The sequence below is a fragment of the Kitasatospora griseola genome, from assembly GCF_014648555.1.
GTDB lineage: Bacteria > Actinomycetota > Actinomycetes > Streptomycetales > Streptomycetaceae > Kitasatospora > Kitasatospora griseola.
The window spans coordinates 145,760-168,741 of the sequence record NZ_BMRI01000004.1 but is presented as its reverse complement, the minus strand read 5'-3'; the positions used below and the strand labels follow the sequence as shown (position 1 = coordinate 168,741).

The window sequence follows — 22,982 nt, the reverse complement described above, 5'->3', positions numbered from 1 at the left end:
TCACGGCTCGTTCACGGCCCGGGCCGGGGCGGGGTCGCGCACGCCCGGAGCGCCGCCCGGACCCGCGCGCTGTCCGCCGGTCCGTCAGAGCCGCACCAGCACCTCGTCCAGCGGCTTGCGCTCCAGGTCCGGCACCCGGGCGTCGTCCGCCGGGTAGCCGACCGGGATCACGTACGCGGCGCGCTCCTCCTGCGGGCGCTCGCAGACCTCGTTCAGGAAGCGCATCGGGCTCGGCGTGTGCGTCAGCGTGGCCAGGCCCGCCTGGTGCAGCGAGGCCAGCAGCAGGCCGACGGCGATGCCCACGCTCTCCTTGGTGTAATAGGGGCGCGGCGAGTTGGGGCCCTTGTGCACCTCGAACACCACGATCACCGCGGGCGCGTCCTCCAGGAACGGCTTGCGCCAGTCGGTGCCGATCGGGGCCAGCGCCGCCAGCCACTCCTCGGACGCCCGGTGCGCGTAGAACTCCCGCTCCTCCGCCTCGGCGGCCTCCCGCAGCCGCCGCTTGCGCTCCGGATCGGTCACCACCACGAACCGCCACGGCTGCACGTGCGCGCCGCTGGGCGCGGTCGACGCCGTGCGGATCGCCCACTCCAGCACGCCCTCGGGCAGTGGACGGGTCGAGTAGTCGCGGACGGTGCGGCGCTGTGCCATCACCTCGTGGAAGTCCCGGCAGCGGTCCGCGGCCTCGTCGGCGGGCACGCTCATCGGACGCAGCGGCACCGTCGGGAAGGACGGCGCTTCGGTGGTGGATGCACTGTCAACCATGGGTGACAGCACAGCACATGGCGAGCGCCGAGTGGAAGATCCGACCTTGCCAGGACTTGCCAGCCGGGCCGGCGACGCGGCCGCAGGGTCTCGGCGGCCGCGTCGCCGGGCCCCGGCGAACCGTGCGGCCGGCGGCCGGCGAGTCGATGGCCGGGGCGGCCCGGTCGTCAGGCGGCCGCGGCCGTCAGGCTTCGGTGACCCGGCCGTCCGCGACCACCAGCCGACGGTTCACCTTCACCGTGTCCAGCATCCGCCGGTCGTGGGTGACCAGCAGCAGGGTGCCGGTGTAGGAGGCCAGCGCCGACTCCAACTGCTCGATCGCGGGCAGGTCCAGGTGGTTCGTCGGCTCGTCCAGCACCAGCAGGTTCACCCCGCGGGCCTGCAGCAGCGCAAGCGCCGCCCGGGTCCGCTCGCCCGGCGACAGCGTCGCGGCGGGGCGCAGCACGTGCACCGCCTTCAGGCCGAACTTGGCCAGCAGGGTGCGCACGTCCTCCGGGTTCAGGTCCGGCACGGCGGCGGAGAACGCCTCCAGCAGCGGACGCTCGGCGTCGCCGCCGAACAGGTGGCCGCGGGCCTGCTCGACCTCGCCGATCTGCACGCCCGAACCGAGCACCGCACTGCCCGAGTCCAGCTCCAGCCGGCCCAGCAGCGCCGCCAGCAGCGTCGACTTGCCCGCGCCGTTGGCGCCGGTGATCGCCACCCGGTCCGCCCAGTCGATCTGCAGGTCCACCGGGCCGAACGCGAACTCGCCGCGCTTGACGGCGGCCTGACGGAGCGTCGCCACCACCGAGCCGGAGCGCGGGGCGGGGGCGATCTCCATCCGCAGCTCCCACTCCTTGCGGGGCTCCTCCACCACGTCCAGCCGCTCGATCATCCGCTGCGTCTGCCGGGCCTTCGCGGCCTGCTTCTCGGTGGACTCGGCGCGCTGCGCGCGGGCCTTCTTGTCGTTGTCGCCGCCCTTGCGCCGGGCGTTGCGCACACCGTGCTCCAGCCAGTTGCGCTGCATCTGGGCGCGCGCCTCCAGGCCGGCCTTGGTGTCCGCGTAGTCCTCGTACTGCTCGCGGGCGTGCCGGCGGCCGATCGCCCGCTCCTCCAGGTACGACTCGTAGCCGCCGCCGTACAGGTTCACCTGGTGCTGGTGCAGGTCCAGTTCGAGCACCCTGGTCACGGTGCGGGCCAGGAACTCGCGGTCGTGGCTGATCAGCACGGTGCCCGCGCGCAGGCCCTTGACGAACGCCTCCAGGCGCTCCAGGCCGTCCAGGTCCAGGTCGTTGGTGGGCTCGTCCAGCAGGAACACGTCGTACCGGGACAGCAGCAGCGAGGCCAGGCCCGCGCGGGCCGCCTGGCCGCCGGACAGCGCCGTCATCGGCAGGTCCAGCGACACCTTCAGGCCCAGCTGGTCGGCGACCTCCTCGGCCCGCTCCTCCAGGTCCGCGCCGCCCAGGTCGAGCCAGCGGTCCAGGCTCACCGCGTACGCGTCGTCCGCGCCCGGCCGGCCCTCCACCAGGCCCTCGGTCGCCTCGTCCAGCGCCGCCTGCGCCGCCGCGACGCCCGTCCGGCGGGCCAGGAAGTCGCGCACCGACTCGCCCTCCCGCCGCTCCGGCTCCTGCGGCAGGTGCCCGACGTTCGCGGTCGGCGGGCTCAGCTTCAGACTGCCGCCCTCCGGCGCGTCCAGCCCGGCCAGCAGCCGCAGCAACGTGGACTTGCCGGCGCCGTTCACCCCGACCAGCCCGATCACGTCCCCGGGGGCGACGACCAGGTCCAGCCCGGCGAACAGCGTGCGCTCACCGTGACCGGCGGCGAGATCCTTGACGACGAGAGTGGCACTCATGATGAGTCGATTTTAGACGCCGCCCGAAGCACCTCCGGCCGGGCGGCCCGGCCTGCGGTGCCGGGGGTGCGACTCGTCCCCGACTCGGGACTTAATTCCGTTGCACCCGGCGGCAGGGGTTCCGTACGCTCGGAGGCGTCACATTCCCGCATGTCTGGAGAAGGCCGTTGCTTGTCTGAGGTCATGAGACACCGCGCCACGCCACACCCGTGTTGTTTCCGGGCTTTTCTTCGGCGTGCGGGCGCGAGTGCGACCTCGGCTGGGCAGCGATCCATGGCTCCCGTGCGGGTTTCTGCTTTCCCGTGACGGCCCTTCTCGCAGCCGCGTCCCCGGTGTCTCCCCGTGTTGTCCCCTTTTCCACGGCAACTGACGGAGGCCCTCCATGGCGCAACCCACCACCTCGATCCTCTGCACCGACCTCGGCTTCGAATGGCCCGACGGCCGCCCCGTGCTGAGCGGTTTCCACCTCGCGGTCGGCCCCGGCCGGACGGGGCTGGTCGGCCTGAACGGCGCCGGCAAGTCCACGCTGCTGCGGCTGATCGCGGGCGAGCTCACCCCCGCCTCCGGCACCGTCCGGATCGCCGGTGAACTCGCCTACCTGCCACAGGACCTGACGGTCGCTTCGGACCAGCGGGTGGACGAGACGCTCGGCATCCGCGCCAAGCGCGAAGCCCTGCACGCCATCGAGTCCGGAGACGTCGACGAACGGCACTTCGCCGCCATCGGCGACGACTGGGACGTCGAGGAGCGCGCCCGCGCCACCCTCGACCGCCTCGGCCTGGCGGGGCTGCACCTGGACCGCACCACCGGCGAACTCTCCGGCGGCCAGGCCGTACTGCTGCACCTCGCCGCGCTGCTGCTGCGCCGCCCCGACGTGCTGCTGCTCGACGAGCCCACCAACAACCTGGACGCCCAGGCCCGGGCCCGGCTGTACGACGCGGTGGCCGCCTTCCCGGGCGTGCTGCTGCTGGTCAGCCACGACCGGGAGCTGCTGGAGCGGGTCGACCAGATCGCCGACCTGAGGGACGGCGAAGTCACCTGGTACGGCGGCAACTTCAGCGCCTACCGGGCGGCCCTCGCGGCCGAGCAGGAGAGCGCCGAACGCCTGGTCCGCAACGCCGAGGCCGATGTGAAGCGGCAGAAGCGGGATCTGGTCGAGGCCACCCAGCGGCTCGCCAAGTCCGCGGCCTACGGCAAGGCCCGCTCGGTGCGGCGCAACGACCCCAAGGCCCTCGCCGACAAGCTCCAGGGCAAGGGCGAGGAGACCGCGGGCCGCCTGCGCGGCATGCACACCGAGCGCCTCAACGAGGCCAAGGAGCGCCTCGCCGTCGCCGAGGAGGCGGTGCGGGACGACGCGGAGATCCGCATCGACCTGCCCCGCACCGCCGTCCCCGCCGGGCGCAGCGTGCTGCAGCTCGAACGCGTCCGGCTGGCCTACGGCGGAGTGGTCGACCTGGAGCTGCGCGGGCCCGAGCGGGTCGCCCTGATCGGCCGCAACGGCACCGGCAAGACCACGCTGCTGCGCACCGTCGCGGGGGAGCTCGCGCCCGCCGAGGGCATGATCACCACGCCGGTGCCGATGCGGTACCTGCCGCAGCGCCTCGACGTGCTGGACGACGAAGCCACCGTCTTCCGGAACGTCAAGGCGTACGCCCCGGCCGCCACGGACAACGACGTCCGGGCCCGGCTCGCCCGGTTCCTGTTCCGCGGCGCCCGGGCCGACCAGCAGGCCGGCACGCTCTCCGGCGGCGAGCGCTTCCGGGCGACGCTGGCGGCCCTGCTGCTGGCCGACCCGCCGCCGCAGCTGCTGCTGCTCGACGAGCCGACCAACAACCTGGATCTGGCCAGCGTCCGCCAGCTCACCCAGGCCCTCGCGGGCTACCGGGGCACGCTGGTCGTCGCCAGCCACGACTACCCGTTCCTGCGGGAGATCGGCATCACCCGCTGGCTGGAGTGGGACGGGGGTGAGCTCCACGCGGTGGACCCGCGCTGAGTCCGGCCCGCCGGGTGGCGGCCGCTCAGACCTTGGTGACCGTCACGTCGTCGCACCAGCCGTAGCCGCTGCCGCTGCGCGCATAGCAGTAGATGCGCGCGGTGGTGGCGGTCGGGCCGGTGGTGAAGACGGCCGAGCCCTGGCTCCAGGCGGTCGTGGTGAAGGCCGCCCGGTTGCTGGAGCCGGCGGTGTCGTACTCCATGGCGCCCAGCGACAGTTCGGTGCCGGCCGCCGACACCTTGCCCCAACCGGTCAGCCGGTAGCTGGTGCCCGGCTGCACGGAGATGATCTGCTCGGCGGCGGCCTGCGCCGGGCCGACCCGCACGGCGGCGGTGCCGCTGTGGGCGTTGGCGGTGTCCAGCTGCATGCCGCCGTAGTACGTCCACGGGGCGAGCGTCCCGGCCTCGAAGCCGCCGTTGCGGACGGGGTCGGGCGCGCTGCAGGTCGCGTCGTCGAAGGCGCTCGCCTGCTGGAAGCCGATGTCGGGGCGGCACACCTGCGGCACCGGGGCGCCGAAGTAGTCCCGCCCGCCATTGGCGGGGACGACGGCGCCCGCGCCCCGGGCCGGGGAGGCGGCGCCCAGCCGGTAGTCGGCCGGGGCGGCGCCGCCCGGGTTCGCCAACTGCGGGTCGGCCGTCACCTTCCGGGCGTCGGTCGGCTCGTTGGCCGGGTGGGCGCCCCAGAAGGCGTTGGCGTCCCAGCTGAAGTCGCCGGGCTTGTAGGCGCTGGTGCCGAAGCCGGTGTAGCCGCCGCTGCCCAGGTTGTAGAAGAGGTTGCCGCTGAGCGCGGTGGTCGAGGTGCCCGAGCCCTGCTGGATGATCGGGGTGGTCGAACCGGCCGGCAGGTACACGGTGTTGTTGTACATCCGGGCGTTCTTCTCACCGACGGCGAACAGCCAGCGGCTCTGGTCGGCCCGGCTCAGGTTGTTGCGCACCACCGTGCCGGTCGAGGACGAGCCCGCCCCGCAGGCGCCGCAGAACAGCATGAAGCCGCCCTGGTTGTCGTGGCTGTAGTTGTACTGGAACAGCGCCCCGTTGTTGCCGTAGTCCGAGTCGAAGGCCATGCCGTCGTTGTTGTCGGACAGCCGGCGCACGTGGTGCACCTCGTTGTACTGGATCGTCGTGGAGTCGGAGTTGATGGTCCAGATCCCGGCGTTCGAGCCCATCGGGCGCATCGCCAGGTCGAAGGCGGTGTTGTGCTCGACCAGCGCGTGGTCGGCGGCCCGCACCACGATGCCGTCGCCGCCGGTGTCCTGGACGGTGTTGCCGCGGAACACCAGCCGGGTGCTGGCCCGCCAGTTGTTGGTGGTGCCGCAGCCGTCGCCGGTGCCGTAGCTCGGCCGGCACATCCAGGTCGAGCGGTTGGTCAGGCCCTCCCGGTCGACGTGCGCGATCTGCGAGTTCTGCACCGTGACGTCGTCGAAGTTGGTCGGGGTGGTGGTGCCGGAGACCCGGAACTGGATGCCGTTGGACCACTTGGTGGCGTCGCCGTTGACGTCGTGCACGTACACGTCGTCCACCAGGTAGTGGGTGCCGACGCCGCTCGGCAGGTCGGCGATCTCCACCAGCAGGCCGTTGCGCTCCCGCTTGGCGGCGGCGGTGTCCCGGAAGGTGATCTCCAGGTCGCGGATCTCCCACTGCTCCACGTTGTAGAGGCGGACGGCCGCGTTCTGGCTGCTCGCCGGGTCGCCCGCCACCACCGGGCGGGCGGTGCCGGTACCGTAGCCCGCCAGGGTGATCGGCGCGCCGGCCGTTCCGGAGCCCTGCGGCTGCAGGGTGCCGGTGCAGGTCGCGCCGCGCTTGAGCAGCAACTGGTCGCCGGGCTGGAAGAGGTGCGCGTTGGCGGAGGCGAGGCTGTTCCACGGACTGGCCTGGCTGCCCGAGCCGTCGTCGGCGGCCGAACAGTCCAGGTACCAGGCGGTGCCGGCGGCGGCTCTCGCCGTGCCCGCCGGCAGCGCCGGGGTCAGGAGGGTGGCGGCGGCCAGGGCCGGAGGCAGGGCACGCCGAAGGGAACGGTGCAGGAGCATCGTTGGGACTCCCGAGAATGGAGGGTGGGATGGGGCGCCCGATTCCGCACCGTAGGTTGACCATCTGATCGAGTCAATAACTTCAGACCTTTCGATCGAATGGCGATCGAATGATAAAAATTGATCGGCAGGGGTGGCGCTGGTCCACCGCACCTGCCGCCGCGGCCCGACCGGGCCCGCGGAGCTCACCAGGAGAGGACGCCATGACCGTCACGGCAGACGAACGCCGGGCACGGATCCTGCAGGTCGTGCGCGACCTCGGCACCGTCCGGGTGGTCGACCTGGCCACCCGCCTCGGCATCCCCGCGGTCACCGTCCGCCGGGACGTCGCCGCCCTCGCCGACGCCGGCGAACTCGCCCGCTCGCACGGCTCCGTCTCCCTCCCCGACAGCGGCCCGAACGCCCGCCCCGGCCGCCACGACCGGGTCATCGGCATGCTGGTCCCCACCGTCGGCTCCTACTTCGACGAAGTGATCGCCGGCGCCCGCGCCGCCGCCGCCACCGCCGGCGCCCGACTGGTCCTCGGCATCGCCGCGTACGAGGCCCGCGACGACCGCGCCCAGGTCGAGCGCCTGCTCGAATCCGGCGTCGACGGCCTGCTGCTCACCCCCAACTGGCAGCCCGGCGACCCGACGCACCACCCCGACCACCACCATTGGCTCGCCGAACTCCCCGTCCCCGCCGTCCTGGTGGAACGCAAGGCCGACCCCGGCAGCGCCGCCGCCGAACTCGACGCCGTCGGCTCCGACCACCGCCACGGCGTGCTGCTCGCGCTGCGCCACCTCGCCGCCCTCGGCCACGACACCGTGCTGCTCGCCGCCCGCGCCGACACCTGGACGGCCCACCAGGTCCGCACCGGCTACGCCGAAGCCGCCCACCTGCTCGGCCTGCGCACCCGCCCCGTCATCGACATGCACCGCCCGGGCACCCCCGCCGGCGTCCCCGACCCCGAGTGGGTCGCCCAGCAGATCGCCGAAGCCACCGCCGACGGCGTCCGCGCCGTCCTCGTCCACAACGACCAGGACGCCATCCAACTCCCGCCGCTGCTGCGCATCCGCGGCCTGCGCGTCCCCGAGGACGTCGCCCTGATCTCCTACGACGACGTCTTCGCCGCCCTCGCCGCACCCCCGCTCACCGCCGTCGCCCCACCCAAGAAGTCCGTCGGCGCCGCCGCCCTCGAACTCCTGCTCCGCCGCCTCGACGGCGGCTCCGGCCTCCCCGCCTATCACGTCGAACTGCTTCCCACCCTGAAGGTCCGCACCTCCTGCGGGGGCGACGGCGGGGCTTGACCCGGTAGGCCGAAGAGGGGCAGGCAGGGCGCGAGGCCGTCGATCGTGACGGGGGTGGTGCGGCCGGCCTCCCAGTTGGCGCGGGTCAGCCGGAACCGGTGGGACGTCATCCGGCGGCCGCGCACCACCACCTGCTCGACGCCGTCCGGCCGGTAGCCGTGCTTGCGGGAGACGGCGGCCGAGGCGGCGTTGTCCGCGAACGCGTCCGAGACCGCCTCGTCCGCGCCCAGCCCCGCGAAGGCCAGGTGCAGGACAGCCGCGCGCATCTCCGTGCCGATGCCCCGCCCCTGGTGCGGCGCGCCCAGCCAGGACCCGGTGCCCACCTGCCGCAGCACGCCGAAGTCCCGTGCGGCGACGGTCTGCAGGCCCACCACCCGCCCGTCCGCGAACACGGCGAGGTTGAGCGCCCAGTCGTCCGGCGACCAAGAGCCGAGCCGCCGCCAGTGGTGCTGCACCACCGAACGGGCCCGCTCGGCGGGCGGCAGATCCGTCCACGGCACCAGGAAGGGCATCCGGTCCGCGGCGTGGACGCCGCCCGCCGCCAGGTCCGCCAGCGCGGCCAATTCCTCGTCCCCGGGCAGCCGAAGCTCCAGCCGGGGCGTCCTCAGTCGCAGGCCCAGCACGGGCCAGTGATCGATCAGCATGCGGCATTGTGCTGCGTCCCGGCGGCCGCGGGCACCCGGTTTTCGGGCCGACGGGCGGGCCGGCGGGCGGGGTGGAGTGCGTGGCGGCGGGCGGGCCGGAGTGCGGCGCTGAGTGTGGGTATGACCTGCTTGGATGCCGGTATGACCGTTGAACACGTCGCCGCGGCGCTGCCCTCCGTCGCCGAACTCCAGAACCACTGCCGGACCTTGGCAATGCTGGACGCGATCCTGATCCCTGCCTGGGAGGACCGGTACTTCGGCTACGACAGCCGGTGGGACGCGGCGGCCGGGCGGCACCTGGCCTCGATGCGGAACGGCAGCGGCGACGAGTACGCGATCGTGTTCGAACCCGCCGGCGCGTACGTGCGCGGGTTCGCCCACGAGGCGGAGATGAGCCCGTACGGCCACGACGGCGAGGTGTGGCCCGGCGTACTGGATGACGTGCCTGCCGCGTTCGCCGCGCAGGTCGCCGAGCCGGCGTTCAGCGACGAGAACGGCACCCCGGTGGTGACGGTCTGCCTGTGGCGCGAGACCGCCGACCCGGCCTGGCGGCACGGCGCGATCGACTTCCCCGCCGGACCCGACCCCGACGGCGCGGACGCCCTGTTCGCGCTGCTGACGGACCGCCGGCCGGAGGCGTACCACGCGCACGCCGAGGAGTACCTGGAGGCCGAGATCGACCTGGCGGCCGTCCGCGCGATCTTCGCCGGCGAGCCGCTGACGGAGGACCTGGTGGCCGTCCTCAACCCCGAACTCACCCTGGCCGACCTCGCCGAGGACCTGGCCGAGATCGGCCATCCGGCCGGGACGGCGTCACAGTAGGGAAGACTGTTCGCGGCCCGCTCACCACCGCCGAAGAGCTCCACGCCCACCCGGTGCAGCAGACCGACCTGGTGCTGCGCCGGATCGGGAGGTGCGGGGGTGAGGACTCCCTCCGGCGGGCGCCGGGCGAGCCGGGCCGGGCCTAGCTGAGCTGCTGACGGGCGAACAGTTCCAGGTGGCCGCACTGCGGGCAGCGGAAGGCGTCGATCTGGAAGTGGGGTCGGCCGAAGCGCCTGGCCCCGCCGAACAGGCCACGCTCCAGCGGGCGTCGCCCCGGCTGCCCTCACCGCGGTCCTCGACGAAGCCCTGGTCGAGACCGGGACTCCCGCAGTGGGTGCACTTCAATTCCTTGGTCACGGTGGGAGCCTAGGCCGGGACCTCGGCGCTGCGGCAGGCGGGCGGGACATCGGTCGGAGGGGGACCGGAGGCCGGGCGGCGGCGGTGGGCCCGTTGGCGGCAGGTGGGTCCGCAGTAGCGCACCGGGCGGCCGGTGGGTCGGGGCGTGAGGGCGGCCCCGCACTCCTCGCAGGCGGCGGCGAGCGTCCGGCGGCCGCCGAGCGTGTCACGAAAGGGTGGTTGTTCCGTGACGGAAGTGGACGGCCGCAGCCCGTCCAGGGCGAGCCGGACGAGCTGGAGTCCGGCCTGGGGGTCGCGGCGCGCGGTGAGCATCGAGGCGCACCCCACGGCGAACGAGGCGACGTCCTCGGGGCCGAGGTCGGGGCGGACCCCGCCGGCCCGCTGCGCCGCGTGGAGCAGGGCCGTCAGGACTTGGCGGAACCGCTGCACGGCCGCCGTCAGCACCGGGCGCGGCCAACTCGGGTCGGCGGTCACCAGGTCGCAGACCGGTCCGCGCCGCCGGGACGTCTCGACCACCTCCAGGAGGAACCCGAAGAACGCCTCGGTGGGCGCGAATCGGGCCGCCTGCCGCTCGCCGGAGGCGATCAGGTCGTTCAGGTGCTGCGCGTGCACCGCTTCGAGGAGCGCCTGCTTACTGGGGAAATGCCGGTACACGGTGCCGGCGCCGACACCGGCCCGGCGCGCGATGTCGCCCAACGGGACGTCGAGTCCCTGCTCGGCGAACGCCTCCCCGGCGGCGGCCAGCACCTTCGCCCGATTGCGGCGGGCATCGGCCCGGTCGCCGCCGTCGACCACTGTCGTCATGTCACGAAACCCCTTGTCCCCCGGGAGCCGACCGGGTTGGAGTATCCCAGATCCCCGAGTCGACGACCGGTCCCCGACCGGGCCCGGGGAAGAAGGAGGACGACATGACCACCGAACCCACCCGGGGCGTCATCGCCGTGACCGGCGCCACCGGCAAGCAGGGCGGCGCGACCGCACGCCGCCTGCTGGCCGCCGGCCACCCGGTCCGCGCACTGGTGCGGGACACCGCCGCGCCCGCCGCCGTGGCCCTCGCGGACGCCGGAGCCGAACTGGTCCGCGCCGACTTCGACCACCCGGCGAGCCTCGAACCTGCACTGGTCGGCGCCACCGCCCTGTTCGCCGTGCCGCCCGTGGCCTACGGCCCGCAAGGCCTCGACGACGAACTGGAGTTCAGCCGCGGCCGCGACCTGACCGACGCGGCAGCCGCCGTCGGAATCCGCCAGGCGGTGTTCACCGGCGTCGCCCCGACCACCGGCGCGCCGTTCGCGGCGCCCGGGAAGCGGCGCATCGAGGAGTACCTGCACCGGCGGATCCCGCTCGTCACCGTGCTGCGCCCGGTGCGTTTCATGACCAACTACCTCGGGTCGAACGGCCTCGGCCTCGACGGCATCGTCGACGGCGTCCACCGGCACCTGTTCAGCCCGAACGACCCCGTCGAGATCATCGCGCTGGAGGACATCGCGGAGTTCGCGGCCCTCGCCTTCGAACAGCCCGACCGCTTCGCCGGACGCACCCTGGAACTGGCCGGCGACGCCCTCACCCCGGTCGAGGCCGCCGCCGCGATCAGCGCCGCCACCGGAATCGCGGTCCGCTACCGACAGCTCACCCACGACGAGGCCGCCGCGCTCCACCCGAGCTTCGCCGAAGTCCGCCGCCAGTGGGCCGCCGGCCACCGCTGGCACACCGACATCGACGCCCTGCGCGTCCTCCACCCCGGCCTGCGCACCTTCTCGGCCTGGCTCGACGAGACCGGCACCGCCGCCCTGCGCGCCCAACTGCTGGGCGGCCGGAGCTGAGAACGCCATGTCCGATATCCGCCAGCGAGGGCGCGCCGCACTCCTCGATGATCCGGCCCGTGACCACGCACTCGCAGGGAATCCGGATCAGGCACCGCGGCGCAGCTCCGCAGGTGCACCCCACCGCGTACGTCGCGCCGACCGCCGCACTCGTCGGCGACGTGCGAATCGGCCCCCGTGCCCGGGTGATGTTCGGCGCGGTGCTCGACGCGGAGGGCTCGTACATCGAGATCGGGGAGGCGACGGTGGTGTCCGAGAACGCCGTCCTGCGGGCCTCCTCCGTCGCCGCCGACCAGCCCGTCCGGCTCGCCGACCACGTGTTCGTCGGCCCGCACGCCACCCTGCTGGGCTGCACCGTGCAGCGCTGCTGCTACCTGGCCACCTCCGCCAGTGTGCTGCAGGAGGCCCGGGTCGGCGCCGGTTCGGTGGTCGCCGTCGCCGCGCTCGTCCACGCCCGCACCGTGCTCCCCGACGAGTACTTCGTCCCCCCGCAGATGCTCGCCATCGGCGACCCGGTCCAACTCCTGGCCCCCGGCGACCCGTCCGTGCCGGAGGCCATCGGCCGCCTCGGATTCGCGAACACCGCCTTCGGTATCGACGCCTCCTGGACCGACCGCCTGGCCCGCCACGAACGCATCGCCGAAGTACGCGCCACCGAGTACGCCGCCCACCTGGACGACCGCCCCGCCGACTGACACCCCCTCAGCCCGCGACCGGCCCCCGAGTTACGAACCCGTGCAACTGGACGACCGCACCGTCGACCGCGTCGGGCCCCGGCGGACCGTCGAGGTCGATTCCGCACAGCGCGTGCAGTGCGGACACCCCCAGGGCCAGGGCGTGGAACGGCAGCGCGTCCGGGTCCTCGGCCCGGTCGGGCCAGGGAATGGTGTCGGCGTTGCAGTCGGCCGCCCAGTACGGCGTTTCGAAGGGGAGCCGTTCGCCGATGTCCTCGATGAACCCGTCGTCGGGGCACAGACTCAGCGAGCGAACGAGGCGCCCGTCCTCCCAGACGGCGAAGGCGGACCAGTCGACGACGCTGTGCATGCCATGCAGGATGAGCCGTCGGCCGGCACTCGCGGCCACCAGCGGCGCGGGGAGTTCGGACGGCCGTTCGGAGACCAGTCGCAGATCGCACACGATGTCGACGCCGGGGAAACTCGCCGCGAACGCATGCCCGAAGAGCGGATACAACCCGTCCCAGAGACGGACGGGGGCCGTCGGTTCGATCGTTCGCCCGGGAGTGAGGCGCTTCATCATGGCGACGGTCCGACCTGGGTCGGACACGTCGGCCTGCCGCAGGAGAGCGGGCACCTCTCCGTCGGTGTACATCAGCAGACTGGTCCTGAACCCCATGGCGCCCTCCGCCTGTCGCGTTGCGCAGCAGGCTAGTTGGCGGATCCGACAGGCGGGCAAGGTCGAGCAGGGGGTCCGCCCGTGAGCAGCGCGAATCGAACGCCGAGTGACGTCAGCGACTCAGAAGGTCCGTCAGGTAGGCGTGGCCGGCGGCCAGTTGGTGGGCGAAGGGGGCTGCGGTGGGGTGCCAGGGGGCCTCGTACTCCCAGGAGATCCAGGTGGGGGTGGGGAGTTGGGCGAGGCAGGTGGGGAGGGGGAGGGCGCCGGCGCCGAGGGGGAGGGGGGTGAGGTCGGTGGGGGAGGCGACGTCCTTGACCTGGATGTAGGCGAGGCGGGGGGCGAGGTGGTGGTAGGTCTCGGCCGGGGTCTCGCCGGAGAGCCAGGTGTGCAGGACGTCCCAGAGGGCGCCGACGGACGGGTGCGGGGTGGTGGCGAGGAGGGCGGCGAGGGCGGCTCCGGAGCGGTGGGAGTCGTGGGTCTCGACCAGGATGGTGACGCCCAGATCGGCGGCGCTGTCGGCGAGTTGGAGGAGTCGGCGGCCGGCGGTGCGGGTGCCCTCAAGGGCGTCGGAGCCGCCGCGGGGGAAGACCCGGACGTACGGGGCGCCCAGGTTGGCGGCGAGGTGGAGGTGGGCGCGCAGGTCGGCGAGGACGGGGGCGTCCGGGCCGGGCTCGGCGATGCCGATGTACGAGGCGACGGTGAGGGGGGTGATGGCGGCGGCGGTGAACCGGCGGGCGGCGGCGCGGCGTTCGGCGGAGGTCAGGCCGGTGTGGACGGGCTCGCTCGGGGCGGCGCGGAGTTCGAGCCCTTGGTAGCCGTGCTCGGCGGCGAGGGCGAGGACGGCGTCCAGGGGGTGACCGGGGAGGCCGAGGGTGGAGAAGGCGAGCGGCACGTCAGGTCCTTGCTGTAGTTGCCCACCAGCCCACCCGCCGACCCGTGGCCCGGCTACGGAGGAACAGGAGGGTGGGCGGGCGGTGACGAGGAGTCAGGCGGTCGGGGGGAGCGCGCAGGTGGTGGTGGTCCCGTCCGGCCAGGTGACGGTGAGGGACTCGTCGGCGACGGCGAGGTTCAGGGCGGTGAGCGGGGCGAGCGGGCCGGCGGCAGCCGTGAGGCGGGCGGCGCTCGCGAAGACCGCGGTGGTGGAGCCGACCGCGCCGTGCAGGTGCGGAACCGTGGCGGTGGCGCCGAACGCGGTGCCGTCGGGGGCGGGCGTGGTGGTGGCCGTGGTCCAGCCGTGGAGGGCGCGGAGTTCGGTGCGGAGGTGGTCGTCGCCCGTGATGGCGGCGTGAACTCCGTTGGTGGAGACGGCGGGTGCGGCACCGGTGACCGCCCAGCCGCCCTCGCGTACGGTCGCGCCGGGGGCCGCGCCGCGTACGACGTGGACCCGGACTTCGTCGGGGCCATGGGCGAGGGTGAGTGAGGTGACGGTGACGCCGGGCAGTTCGGCTCCCCGGTGGCGGGGCCGGTGCGAGGACGCGGCCCAGCCGCAGGCGTCGAGGAGGCCCGCGCCGAGCGGGGTGATGGGCCCGCGCTCGGTGGGTTCGCCGTCGAGGAGCAGGGCGAAGTGGTTGTCGCCGGCGGCGGTGCTGGGGCCGGTGCGGGTGGAGTGGGCGAGGCGGGAGTAGAGCGGGTTGTCGGGGACGGGGGCGTCCGCGGGCTGGTCGTCGCTGCCGTGGTTGTGCAGGCGGACCAGGCCGTCGGCGGCGGTGGACTGGATCAGCCAGCCGGGGGCGGGCAGCGGGGTGACGGCGTCGGCGGTCTCGGCGGGGGAGGGGGTCTCGGGGGCGGTCCACACGGGGTGGTCGGGCGGCAGGAGGAGGCCGAGGAAGCCGCCGGAGGCCCAGTAGGGGGAGGCGGGGCCGGAGTAGGGCTGGACGATCGGCGGGTAGGGGCCGTGCCAGCCGAGGGTGAGCAGTCCGTGTTCGTCGAGGGCGCCGCGGTCGAGGAAGTAGCGCAGCGCGCCGGAGGCGAGTCGGCGGGTGGCGCCGGGGTCGAGCGGGGTGGTGCCGAGCAGGGCGCCGGCCCACAGCGGGGCGGCGGCGGCGAACCGGTAGCTGAGCGAGCGTCCCTGGTGGACGGGCGCGCCGTTGTGGTCGAACAGCCGGGAGTAGTCGGCGAGGTAGGCGTGCAGCCGGCTCCCGTAGCGGGCGGTGAGGGCCGGGTCGGCGGCGAGGTGGGCGTGCAGGGCGGGGTAGAGGTGCAGCGCCCAGCCGTTGTAGTGGTCGATGGCGCGGGGGCGGCCGTCGGTGTACCAGCCGTCGCCGAGGTACCAGCGGTCGATGCGGTCCAGGCCGCGGTCGACGGCGGCGTTCGCGGCGTCGGTGTCGATGCCGACCTCGGCGAGGAAGCCGCCGACGGTGAACGGGAAGAGCCACCAGTTGTTGTCCACCGGCCGGCGGTGGAGGGCCTGGGCGAGCCAGGCGCCGGCGCGTTCCTGGACGGCGGGGTCGAGGCGGTCCCAGAGCCAGCGGCGGGTCAGGCGCAGGCCGATGGCGACGGAGGCGGCCTCCACCATGGGCTGGCCGCGGTCGGTGATGACGCCCCAGGAGGTGAGGTCGCCGTCGGAGAGGTCGCGTTCGGCGGTGGGGGTGCGGGTGCCGGCGGCGAGGCCCTCGGCGTAGCGCTCCAGCAGGCCGGTCGGGTCGTCGCCGTCGGCGCCGGCCACCCGGATCGCGGCGAGCAGGAAGGTGCGGGCGTAGCCCTCCAGGCCGTCCGAGCGGGGGCCGGACCAGCTGGGACGGGTGCCGGGGAGGTTGATCAGGGCGTTGGCGGGCCCGGCGTAGGGGCGGAGGGCGGCCAGCAGGTGGTCGGCGGCAGCTTCCCAGTGGGCCCGGGTCCAGCCGGTGTGCGGGCTGAGCGCGCGGTCTTCCGGCGGAAGGGGGAGCGGGTGCGGCATGGCGGCGGCCTCGGTTCCTGTGGGCGCGGGGTGGGCGCGGGGGCTGTCCGGCCGACCCTAGGAAGAGGCGATCGCGCCGTCAAGGATCGCTGATCGAATGATCTCCTTGATCCGATTGTGACCTCCCGGAAAACGCCGAAAACTCAAGGTGAACGGCGCTCAACAGGCCGAACGCGATTGATCAACGCAGATCATTTGATCCCGATCCCTTGACGTCTGATCGGAGGCCGTCCCAAGATAGCGATCAACCCGTCCCGACCTGCTCAAATCGGGTGATCGGGCACCTACCCGGCGTTTCCAGGACCCCCACAGGAGCCGTGCCATGTCCTCTCCCGCTCTCCACCGCCGCAGAGCCCTTCGTCTCGCCGCCGCCGCCACCGCCACCGTTCTGGGCGTGACCCTGCTCGCCGCGTGCGGCAGCGACGGCGACAAGTCGGCGTCGGGCTCCGACGCGGGCAGCGACGGCAAGCCGGTCGCGCTCACCTTCTGGGGCTGGGCCAAGGGCACCAAGGACGTGGTGCAGGCGTTCAACGCCTCCCACCCGAACATCCAGATCACCTTCGAGGAGATCCCGTCCGGCAACGCCGGCGGCTACGCCAAGATCTCCAACGCGGTGAAGGCCGGCAACGCCCCCGACGTGTTCAACGTCGAGTACCCGCAGCTGCCGGACTTCGTCAGCCAGGGCGCGGTGCAGGACATCAGCAAGCTGGTCTCCGCCGACCTGAAGGGCAAGTACCTGCCCCAGTCGATGGAGCTGACCACGCTGGGCGGCTCCACCTGGGCGCTGCCGCTGGACGCCTCCCCGCAGGCCCTGTACTACCGCAAGGACCTGTTCGAGAAGGCCGGGGTGGCCGTCCCGAAGACCTGGGACGAGTTCAAGGACGCCGCGGCGAAGCTGAAGGCCGCCGACGCCAACACCCGGATCGCCACCTTCTTCCCGGACGACCCGAGCACCTTCGAGGCGATGGCCTGGCAGGCCGGCGCCAAGTGGTTCGGCACCAGCGGCGACAGCTGGAAGGTCGACATGGGCGGCGCCGAGACCAAGAAGGTCGCCGACTACTGGCAGGGCATGATCGCCGACGACCTGATCCGCGTGCAGCCCTCGTTCAGCCAGCAGTGGACCGCCTCGCTGCAGAAGGGCGAGACCGCCGCGTACCTGGGCGCCGCGTGGGGCGGCGGCGTGCTGAAGTCCACCCTCGGCACCGACCCGGCCGCCAACGGCAAGTGGGCGGTCGCCCCGATGCCGAGCTGGGACGGCCAGCCGGCGTCCGGCATGCTCGGCGGCACCACCTTCGCGGTCTCCAAGGACAGCAAGAAGGCCAAGGCCGCGGTCGAGTTCGCCACCTGGGCGACCACCACCCCCGAGGGCATCCAGGCCCGCATCGCCTCCGGCGCGTCCTCCGCCTACCCGGCCGACCCGGAGCTGATCCCGGTCGCCAAGGCCGCGTTCAAGACCGACTTCTACGGCGGCCAGGACATCTACGCGATCTACCAGGACGCCGCCAAGTCCATCAAGCCGAACTGGTCCTGGGGCCCGTCGATGGGCGCCACCAACACCTCGATGAAGGACGCCTTCGGCAAGCTCGGCCAGGGCGCCACCGTGCCGTCCGCCGTCGACACCGCCCAGCAGGCCACCCTCGCCGAGCTGAAGAACCGCGGTCTGAAGGTGGCCGGCTGATGTCCGGCGCCACGTCCGTCCCGGGCGGCGGCACCCCCGCCGCCGCCCGGGGCGGTCCCGCCGGAACGCCGGCCCCGCGCAGGCGCCGGGCCCCGTTCGGCGCCCCGGTTGTGCTGCTCGCCCCGTTCCTGCTGCTGTTCACCGCGTGCACGCTGATCCCGATCGGCTACGCGGTCTACCTCAGCCTGTTCAGCGAACGCCGCTCCGGCCTCGGCTTCGGCGGCGCCACCACCCAGGTGTTCACCGGCCTCGGCAACTACGCCCGGGCGCTCGGTGACGCCGCCTTCCGCGACGGTTTCTGGAACACCGCCCAGTACTGCCTGCTGTACATCCCGCTGATGCTCGGCCTGTCGCTGGCCGTCGCGCTGCTGCTGGACTCCGCGCTGGCCCGCGCCAAGCGGTTCTTCCAGCTCGCGCTGTTCCTGCCGCACGCCGTGCCCGGCATCATCGCCGCCCTGGTGTGGACCTACCTGTACACCCCCGGCATCAGCCCCGTGATCGACGCGCTCAACTCGACCGGCGCCCAGGTCGACGTGTTCGGCCACCCGCTGCCCGCGATCGTCAACATCGCGGTCTGGGAGTGGACCGGCTACAACATGGTGATCTTCTACGCCGCGCTGCAGGCCATCCCGCGCGAGGTGCTGGAAGCCGCCGTGGTCGACGGCGCCGGGCCGCTGCGCACCGCTTTCAGCGTGAAGATCCCGCTGATCCGCGCCTCCGTGGTGATGGTCGGACTGTTCACCGTGATCGGCTCGCTCCAGCTGTTCACCGAACCGGTGATCCTGCACGACGTCGCCCCCGGCGTGGTCTCCACCTGGACCCCCAACATGTACGCCTACTCCGCCGCGTTCGAACGCAACGACTACGGCCTGGCCGCCGCGTCCTCGGTGATCCTCGCCCTGGTCGCCGCCGCGCTGTCCTTCGTGGTCACCCGCTTCACCCGCGGCCGCGACGAGAAGCGGGCCGGGAAGCGGACCCCGAAGCCGACCGAGCACCGGACGGAGACCGCCCGATGAGCAGCACCCTCACCCCCGTCCGCCCCGCCGCGGACACCGCCGCGCCGCCGCGCCGCCGCCCCTGGACGCTGTCGAAGACCGCCGTCAACGGGGCGCTGGTGCTGGCCACCCTGTACACCCTGCTGCCGCTCGGCTGGCTGCTCACCGCCTCCGCGAAGAACACCGCCGACCTGATCGGCGGCCGCTCGCTCGGCGCGGGCAACTTCCACCTCGGCCAGAACCTGCACGACCTGGCCACCACCGGCGACGGCATCTACTTCCGCTGGTACCTCAACTCCCTGCTGTACGCCGGGATCGGGGCCCTGCTGTGCGCGCTGATCTGCGTCGGCGCCGGCTACGCGTTCCACGTCTACGGCTTTCCCGGCAAGGAGAAGCTGTTCGGCGTGGTGCTGCTCGGCGTGCTGGTGCCCACCACCGCGCTCGCCCTGCCGATGTACCTGCTGGCCTCCCAGCTGCACATCGTGAACACCTACTGGGCGGTGCTGCTGCCCTCGCTGGTCAACCCGTTCGGGGTGTACCTGGCCCGGGTGTTCTGCGCCGGCTACCTGCCCGGCGAGACCCTGGAGGCCGCCCGGATGGACGGCGCGAGCGAACTGCGGATCTTCTGGTCGATCGGCCTGAAGATGGTCATGCCCGGCTTCGTCACCATCTTCCTGTTCCAGTTCACCGCCATCTGGAACAACTTCTTCCTGCCGCTGGTGATGCTCTCCGACAACCGGCTCTTCCCGGTCAGCCTCGGCCTGTACACCTGGAACGCCCAGACCCACGCCTTCCCCGAGTACTACCCGCTGGTGGTCACCGGCTCGCTGCTCGCCATCCTGCCGCTGGTCATCGCCTTCGTGCTGCTCCAGCGCCATTGGAAGGCCGGAATGACCGCCGGCAGCGTCAAGTAACCACCTCCGTTTCCACTGCGCCTTCTGGGGAGCCCCGCCATGCCCAACTCCGCGCCCGTCGAGGCACCGCCCTCCGCCGCCGCTGTCCGGACCCGCCCGCGCGCCCTGCTCGCCATGCACCGCGACCTCGCCGCCCGGCTGATCTCCGCCGACACCATGGCCCGGATGGTCGAACTCGCCGACCTCGACCCGGAGTTGGTCATCGACGACTTCTCCTCCCCGGAGGGTGCGGCCGCCCTCGCCTCCGCCGAGGTGATCATCAGCAGCTGGGGCTGCCCCCCGCTCACCGACGCCGTCCTGGCCGCCGCGCCCGAGCTCCGCGCCGTCCTGCACGCGGCCGGCTCGGTCAAGCACCACATCACCGACGCCTGCTGGGACCGCGGCCTCGGCATCACCTCCGCCGCCTACGCGAACGCCCTGCCGGTCGCCGAATTCACCGTCGCCGCCGTGCTGTTCAGCAACAAGCCGGTGCTCCGGCTGGCCGCCGACTACCGCGCCCGGCGGGCCCCGCACGACTGGCAGGCCGGGTACGCGGAGGTCGGCAACTACCGGCGCACCGTCGGCATCGTCGGCGCCTCCCGGATCGGACGCCGGGTCCTGGAGCTGCTCGCCCCGTACGACTTCGAACTCCTGCTCCACGACCCCTACGTGACGGCCGATCAGGCTGCCGCGATGGGCGCGGAGTCGGTCTCGATGGACGAACTGTGCACCCGCTCCGACGTGTTGAGCGTGCACGCTCCCGAACTCCCGGAGACCAGGCACCTGGTGGACGCCCGCCGGATCGCCCTGCTGCCGGACGGCGCGACCCTGATCAACACCTCCCGCGGCTCCCTGATCGACCAGGACGCCCTCACCGCCGAGCTGGTCACCGGCCGCATCCACGCCGTGCTCGACGTCACCGTCCCCGAGACGCTCCCCGCCGACTCCCCGCTCTACGACCTGCCCAACGTCCTCCTCACCCCCCACATCGCGGGCTCCCTCGGCGGCGAACTCCACCGGATGGCCGCCGCCGCGGCCGACGAACTCGCCCGCTACGTCGAGGGGTTGCCGTTCGCACACCCGGTCACCCGCGAGGAGATCGCCCGCACCGCGTAGCCGTGCCGAGCGAGGCCCCGCCGCCCCGGAAAGGGCCGGTGGGGCCTTCTGCGTGGTACGCGAACTTTGGCGCTTTATGGTGCAGCCCGCACCGGCCGCGCTCCCCGATACTGCTGGTCATGAACGGACGAGCAGCTTCCCGGTTCCTCGCCTCCCTCGCCGCCTGCGCGGCCGGCGCCTCCCTGCTGGTGGGCGTCCAGGCCGGCCCCGCGGCCGCGGAAGTCTTCTGCGGCTCCCACTCGGTGGACGGCGCCATCTGGACCGAGTACACCCGGACGCCCGGCGTGCGGCAGGCCCTCGGCTGCCCCACCAGCGACGAACTCGGCCTTCCCGACGGAGTGGGCCGCCGTCAGGTCTTCGACAACGGCTCGATCTACTGGAGCCCCGGCACCGGGGCGCACGCCGTGTGGGGACTCGTCGGCCAGGAATGGGCCCAACACGGCTGGGAGGGCGGCTACATGGGCTACCCGCTCACCGACGAGCTGCGCAACCCCGACGGGATCGGCGTCCGCCAGCAGTTCCAGAACGCCACGGTCTACTGGTCGCCCGGCACCGGGGCGCACGCGGTGCACGGCAACATCGGCTGGTGGTGGGGCCAGTACGGCTACGAGACGGGGACGTACGGCTACCCCACCAGCGACGAGTACAACGCCGGACACGTCGGCGGCAACGTCGACGACAACAACGGCGTCCGCCAGGACTTCCAGTCCGGCAAGTACCTGCTGTGGAGCGGCGGCCAGGCCGACGCCTTCGAGGCCTGCCAGAGCGCGTGCATCGGCTACGGCGGGACCACCAACACCAAGTGGGTGGTCAGGACCGAGGTCTACGTCAACTGGTCCGACAGCCGTCTGACGTCCGTCCACGTCACCCCGACGGCCGCCGCGTTCAAGACCGTCCTGGGAACCGACGACGCCGCCAGTGACCTGAACGAGGACTGGCGGCAGGTGTGGTCCAACACGCGGATGTTCCCCGGCGCCACCCAGGCCGAGCAGAACTCGACCTTCCAACAGCTGATGTGCCACGCGGAGTTCTCCTACCCCAACACCAGCGGCGGCCACTTCGGCGGCCCGACCTGGGACCTGGAGACTTGGCGCCCCGTGCTCACCGGGAGCAGCGACACGATCCTGCGGAAGATGCTGTCGTCCAAGTGCAACTGGGACACCGACTCGTAGCCCGCGCCTCGCGGCTGTCCGAGGGGTGGGACGATCCGTCTCGCACAGCCGCGGCAGGGCAGGATCGGGGCTGCCCTGTTGTCGTCGTGGTGGAGTGGCTCCCGTGAGTGTCGTCGAGATCCCCGGTTCGAAGTCGGTCACCGCGCGTGCGCTGTTCCTGGCAGCGGCGGCGGAGGGCGCCACCACGCTGGTGCGGCCGCTGGTCTCGGACGACACGGAGGGGTTCGCCGAGGGCCTGCTCGCGCTGGGGTACGAGGTGGCGCGGGAGGCGGGGGAGTGGCGGATCGACGGGCGGCCGCAGGGGCCGGGGGCGGACGGGGCGCGGGTGTTCTGCCGGGACGGGGCGACGACGGCGCGGTTCCTGCCGGCGCTGGCCGCGGCGGGCCGGGGGACGTTCCATTTCGACGCTTCGGCGCAGATGCGGCGGCGGCCGCTCGGGCCGTTGACGACGGCGCTGCGGGAGCTGGGCGTCGAGGTGGAGTGCCACGGGGAGGAGGGCCACCACCCGTTGAGCGTGCGGACGGGCGGCGTGGCGGGCGGCGAGGTGACGCTGGACGCCGGCCTGTCCTCGCAGTACCTGACGGCGTTGCTGCTGCTCGGCCCGCTGACCCGGAGCGGGCTGCGGATCCGGGTCACCGACCTGGTCTCCGCCCCGTACGTGGAGATCACGCTCGCGATGATGCGCAGCTTCGGCGTCGAGGTCGAGCGCGAGGGCGACCTCTTCAGCGTGCCGCCCGGCGGCTACACGGCGACCCGGTACGCGATCGAGCCGGACGCGTCCACGGCGTCGTACTTCTTCGCGGCGGCCGCGGTGACGGGTCGTGAGGTGACCGTCGACGGGCTCGGGCGCGGCGCCCTCCAGGGCGACCTGCGGTTCGTCGAGGTGCTGGAGCGGCTGGGCGCGAAGGTGGAGATCGGGGCGGACGCGGCCACCGTCAAGGGCGGGGAGCTCACCGGGGGGACCGTCAACATGCGGGACATCTCCGACACCATGCCGACCCTCGCCGCGATCGCGCCGTTCGCGTCGGGGCCGGTGCGGATCGAGGACGTGTACAACACCCGGGTCAAGGAGTGCGACCGGCTGGACGCCTGCGCCGAGAACCTGCGGCGGCTGGGCGTCGACGTGGCGACGGGGCGGGACTGGATCGAGATCCGGCCCGGGGCGCCGAGGGCGGCGGAGATCGCCACCCGCGGCGACCACCGGATCGTCATGTCGTTCGCCGTCACGGGGCTGCGCACGCCCGGGATCGCGTTCGACGACCCCGGGTGCGTGCGCAAGACCTTCCCGGGCTTCCACGAGGCGTTCGCCGCCTGGGCCGGGTAGCCGACAGG

19 protein-coding genes and 1 pseudogene are annotated in these 22,982 nt (G+C 73.1%); 11 read left to right on the top strand and 9 right to left on the bottom strand.

Going from position 1 to position 22,982, the window contains the following annotated elements; all coding sequences use genetic code 11:
* Window positions 1-84: 84 nt before the first annotated feature.
* Both IEZ12_RS06860 and IEZ12_RS06855 read right to left on the bottom strand, forming a co-directional pair.
* Complete coding sequence (locus IEZ12_RS06860; RefSeq protein WP_189271246.1) at window positions 85-765, bottom strand: nitroreductase family protein; 681 nt, start codon at window positions 763-765, stop codon at window positions 85-87.
* Window positions 766-949: 184 nt separating this feature from the next.
* Window positions 950-2,596, bottom strand: a complete 1,647-nt coding sequence (locus IEZ12_RS06855) for an ABC-F family ATP-binding cassette domain-containing protein (RefSeq protein WP_189271245.1) — start codon at window positions 2,594-2,596, stop codon at window positions 950-952.
* A gap of 382 nt (window positions 2,597-2,978) precedes the next feature.
* On the opposite strand from IEZ12_RS06855, the gene IEZ12_RS06850 reads away from it, so the two are divergent.
* Window positions 2,979-4,589 (top strand): ABC-F family ATP-binding cassette domain-containing protein, encoded by a 1,611-nt coding sequence (locus IEZ12_RS06850; RefSeq protein ID WP_189271244.1) that lies wholly within the window; start codon window positions 2,979-2,981, stop codon window positions 4,587-4,589.
* 25 nt (window positions 4,590-4,614) lie between these two features.
* On the opposite strand, the gene IEZ12_RS06845 is transcribed toward IEZ12_RS06850, so the two are convergent.
* Window positions 4,615-6,615, bottom strand: coding sequence for a carbohydrate binding domain-containing protein (locus tag IEZ12_RS06845; RefSeq protein WP_189271243.1), 2,001 nt, complete (start codon window positions 6,613-6,615; stop codon window positions 4,615-4,617).
* 203 nt (window positions 6,616-6,818) lie between these two features.
* Between IEZ12_RS06845 and IEZ12_RS06840 the strand changes: the two genes are divergently transcribed.
* Complete coding sequence (locus tag IEZ12_RS06840; RefSeq protein ID WP_189271242.1) at window positions 6,819-7,904, top strand: substrate-binding domain-containing protein; 1,086 nt, start codon at window positions 6,819-6,821, stop codon at window positions 7,902-7,904.
* On the opposite strand, the gene IEZ12_RS06835 is transcribed toward IEZ12_RS06840, so the two are convergent.
* Window positions 7,841-8,548, bottom strand: a complete 708-nt coding sequence (locus tag IEZ12_RS06835) for a GNAT family N-acetyltransferase (RefSeq protein ID WP_189271241.1) — start codon at window positions 8,546-8,548, stop codon at window positions 7,841-7,843. The genes IEZ12_RS06840 and IEZ12_RS06835 overlap by 64 nt on opposite strands.
* A gap of 141 nt (window positions 8,549-8,689) precedes the next feature.
* On the opposite strand from IEZ12_RS06835, the gene IEZ12_RS06830 reads away from it, so the two are divergent.
* Window positions 8,690-9,370: a hypothetical protein gene (locus IEZ12_RS06830; protein WP_189271240.1), complete on the top strand. Its 681-nt coding sequence runs from the start codon at window positions 8,690-8,692 to the stop codon at window positions 9,368-9,370.
* A gap of 142 nt (window positions 9,371-9,512) precedes the next feature.
* Here IEZ12_RS06830 and IEZ12_RS37860 read toward each other — a convergent pair.
* A pseudogene (locus IEZ12_RS37860) lies at window positions 9,513-9,727 on the bottom strand (hypothetical protein).
* Window positions 9,728-9,736: 9 nt separating this feature from the next.
* Window positions 9,737-10,531, bottom strand: coding sequence for a TetR/AcrR family transcriptional regulator (locus IEZ12_RS06825; RefSeq protein WP_229847300.1), 795 nt, complete (start codon window positions 10,529-10,531; stop codon window positions 9,737-9,739).
* A gap of 104 nt (window positions 10,532-10,635) precedes the next feature.
* Between IEZ12_RS06825 and IEZ12_RS06820 the strand changes: the two genes are divergently transcribed.
* Complete coding sequence (locus IEZ12_RS06820; protein ID WP_189271239.1) at window positions 10,636-11,547, top strand: NmrA family NAD(P)-binding protein; 912 nt, start codon at window positions 10,636-10,638, stop codon at window positions 11,545-11,547.
* 59 nt (window positions 11,548-11,606) lie between these two features.
* Entirely contained in the window at window positions 11,607-12,242 is a 636-nt protein-coding gene (locus tag IEZ12_RS06815; protein ID WP_189271238.1) for a gamma carbonic anhydrase family protein, read from the top strand.
* A 7-nt stretch (window positions 12,243-12,249) separates the two neighbouring features.
* On the opposite strand, the gene IEZ12_RS06810 is transcribed toward IEZ12_RS06815, so the two are convergent.
* From IEZ12_RS06810 to IEZ12_RS06800, 3 genes are all read right to left on the bottom strand, one after another.
* A complete protein-coding gene (locus IEZ12_RS06810; RefSeq protein WP_189271237.1) occupies window positions 12,250-12,900 on the bottom strand; it encodes a DUF6928 family protein in 651 nt (216 codons plus the stop codon).
* A gap of 112 nt (window positions 12,901-13,012) precedes the next feature.
* A complete protein-coding gene (locus tag IEZ12_RS06805; protein WP_189271236.1) occupies window positions 13,013-13,792 on the bottom strand; it encodes a sugar phosphate isomerase/epimerase family protein in 780 nt (259 codons plus the stop codon).
* Between the two features lie 93 nt (window positions 13,793-13,885).
* On the bottom strand, window positions 13,886-15,796 hold the full coding sequence (locus IEZ12_RS06800) for a DUF2264 domain-containing protein (RefSeq protein ID WP_189271235.1): 1,911 nt from the start codon (window positions 15,794-15,796) through the stop codon (window positions 13,886-13,888).
* 322 nt (window positions 15,797-16,118) lie between these two features.
* Between IEZ12_RS06800 and IEZ12_RS06795 the strand changes: the two genes are divergently transcribed.
* The 6 genes from IEZ12_RS06795 to aroA all read left to right on the top strand — a co-directional run bounded on the left by IEZ12_RS06795 (window position 16,119) and on the right by aroA (window position 22,974).
* Entirely contained in the window at window positions 16,119-17,474 is a 1,356-nt protein-coding gene (locus IEZ12_RS06795; RefSeq protein WP_189271234.1) for an ABC transporter substrate-binding protein, read from the top strand.
* The gene (locus tag IEZ12_RS06790; protein ID WP_189271233.1) at window positions 17,474-18,490 is read left to right on the top strand and encodes a carbohydrate ABC transporter permease; all 1,017 of its coding nucleotides are present in this window, start codon (window positions 17,474-17,476) and stop codon (window positions 18,488-18,490) included. Before IEZ12_RS06795 ends, IEZ12_RS06790 begins: the two co-directional genes overlap by 1 nt.
* Complete coding sequence (locus IEZ12_RS06785) at window positions 18,487-19,383, top strand: carbohydrate ABC transporter permease (protein WP_043913194.1); 897 nt, start codon at window positions 18,487-18,489, stop codon at window positions 19,381-19,383. Before IEZ12_RS06790 ends, IEZ12_RS06785 begins: the two co-directional genes overlap by 4 nt.
* Before the next feature lie 39 nt (window positions 19,384-19,422).
* On the top strand, window positions 19,423-20,478 hold the full coding sequence (locus IEZ12_RS06780; RefSeq protein WP_189271232.1) for a hydroxyacid dehydrogenase: 1,056 nt from the start codon (window positions 19,423-19,425) through the stop codon (window positions 20,476-20,478).
* A 119-nt stretch (window positions 20,479-20,597) separates the two neighbouring features.
* Window positions 20,598-21,650, top strand: coding sequence for a DUF2599 domain-containing protein (locus IEZ12_RS06775; protein ID WP_189271231.1), 1,053 nt, complete (start codon window positions 20,598-20,600; stop codon window positions 21,648-21,650).
* 103 nt (window positions 21,651-21,753) lie between these two features.
* Complete coding sequence (gene aroA, locus IEZ12_RS06770; RefSeq protein ID WP_189271230.1) at window positions 21,754-22,974, top strand: 3-phosphoshikimate 1-carboxyvinyltransferase; 1,221 nt, start codon at window positions 21,754-21,756, stop codon at window positions 22,972-22,974.
* The last annotated feature ends 8 nt before the right edge of the window (window positions 22,975-22,982 follow it).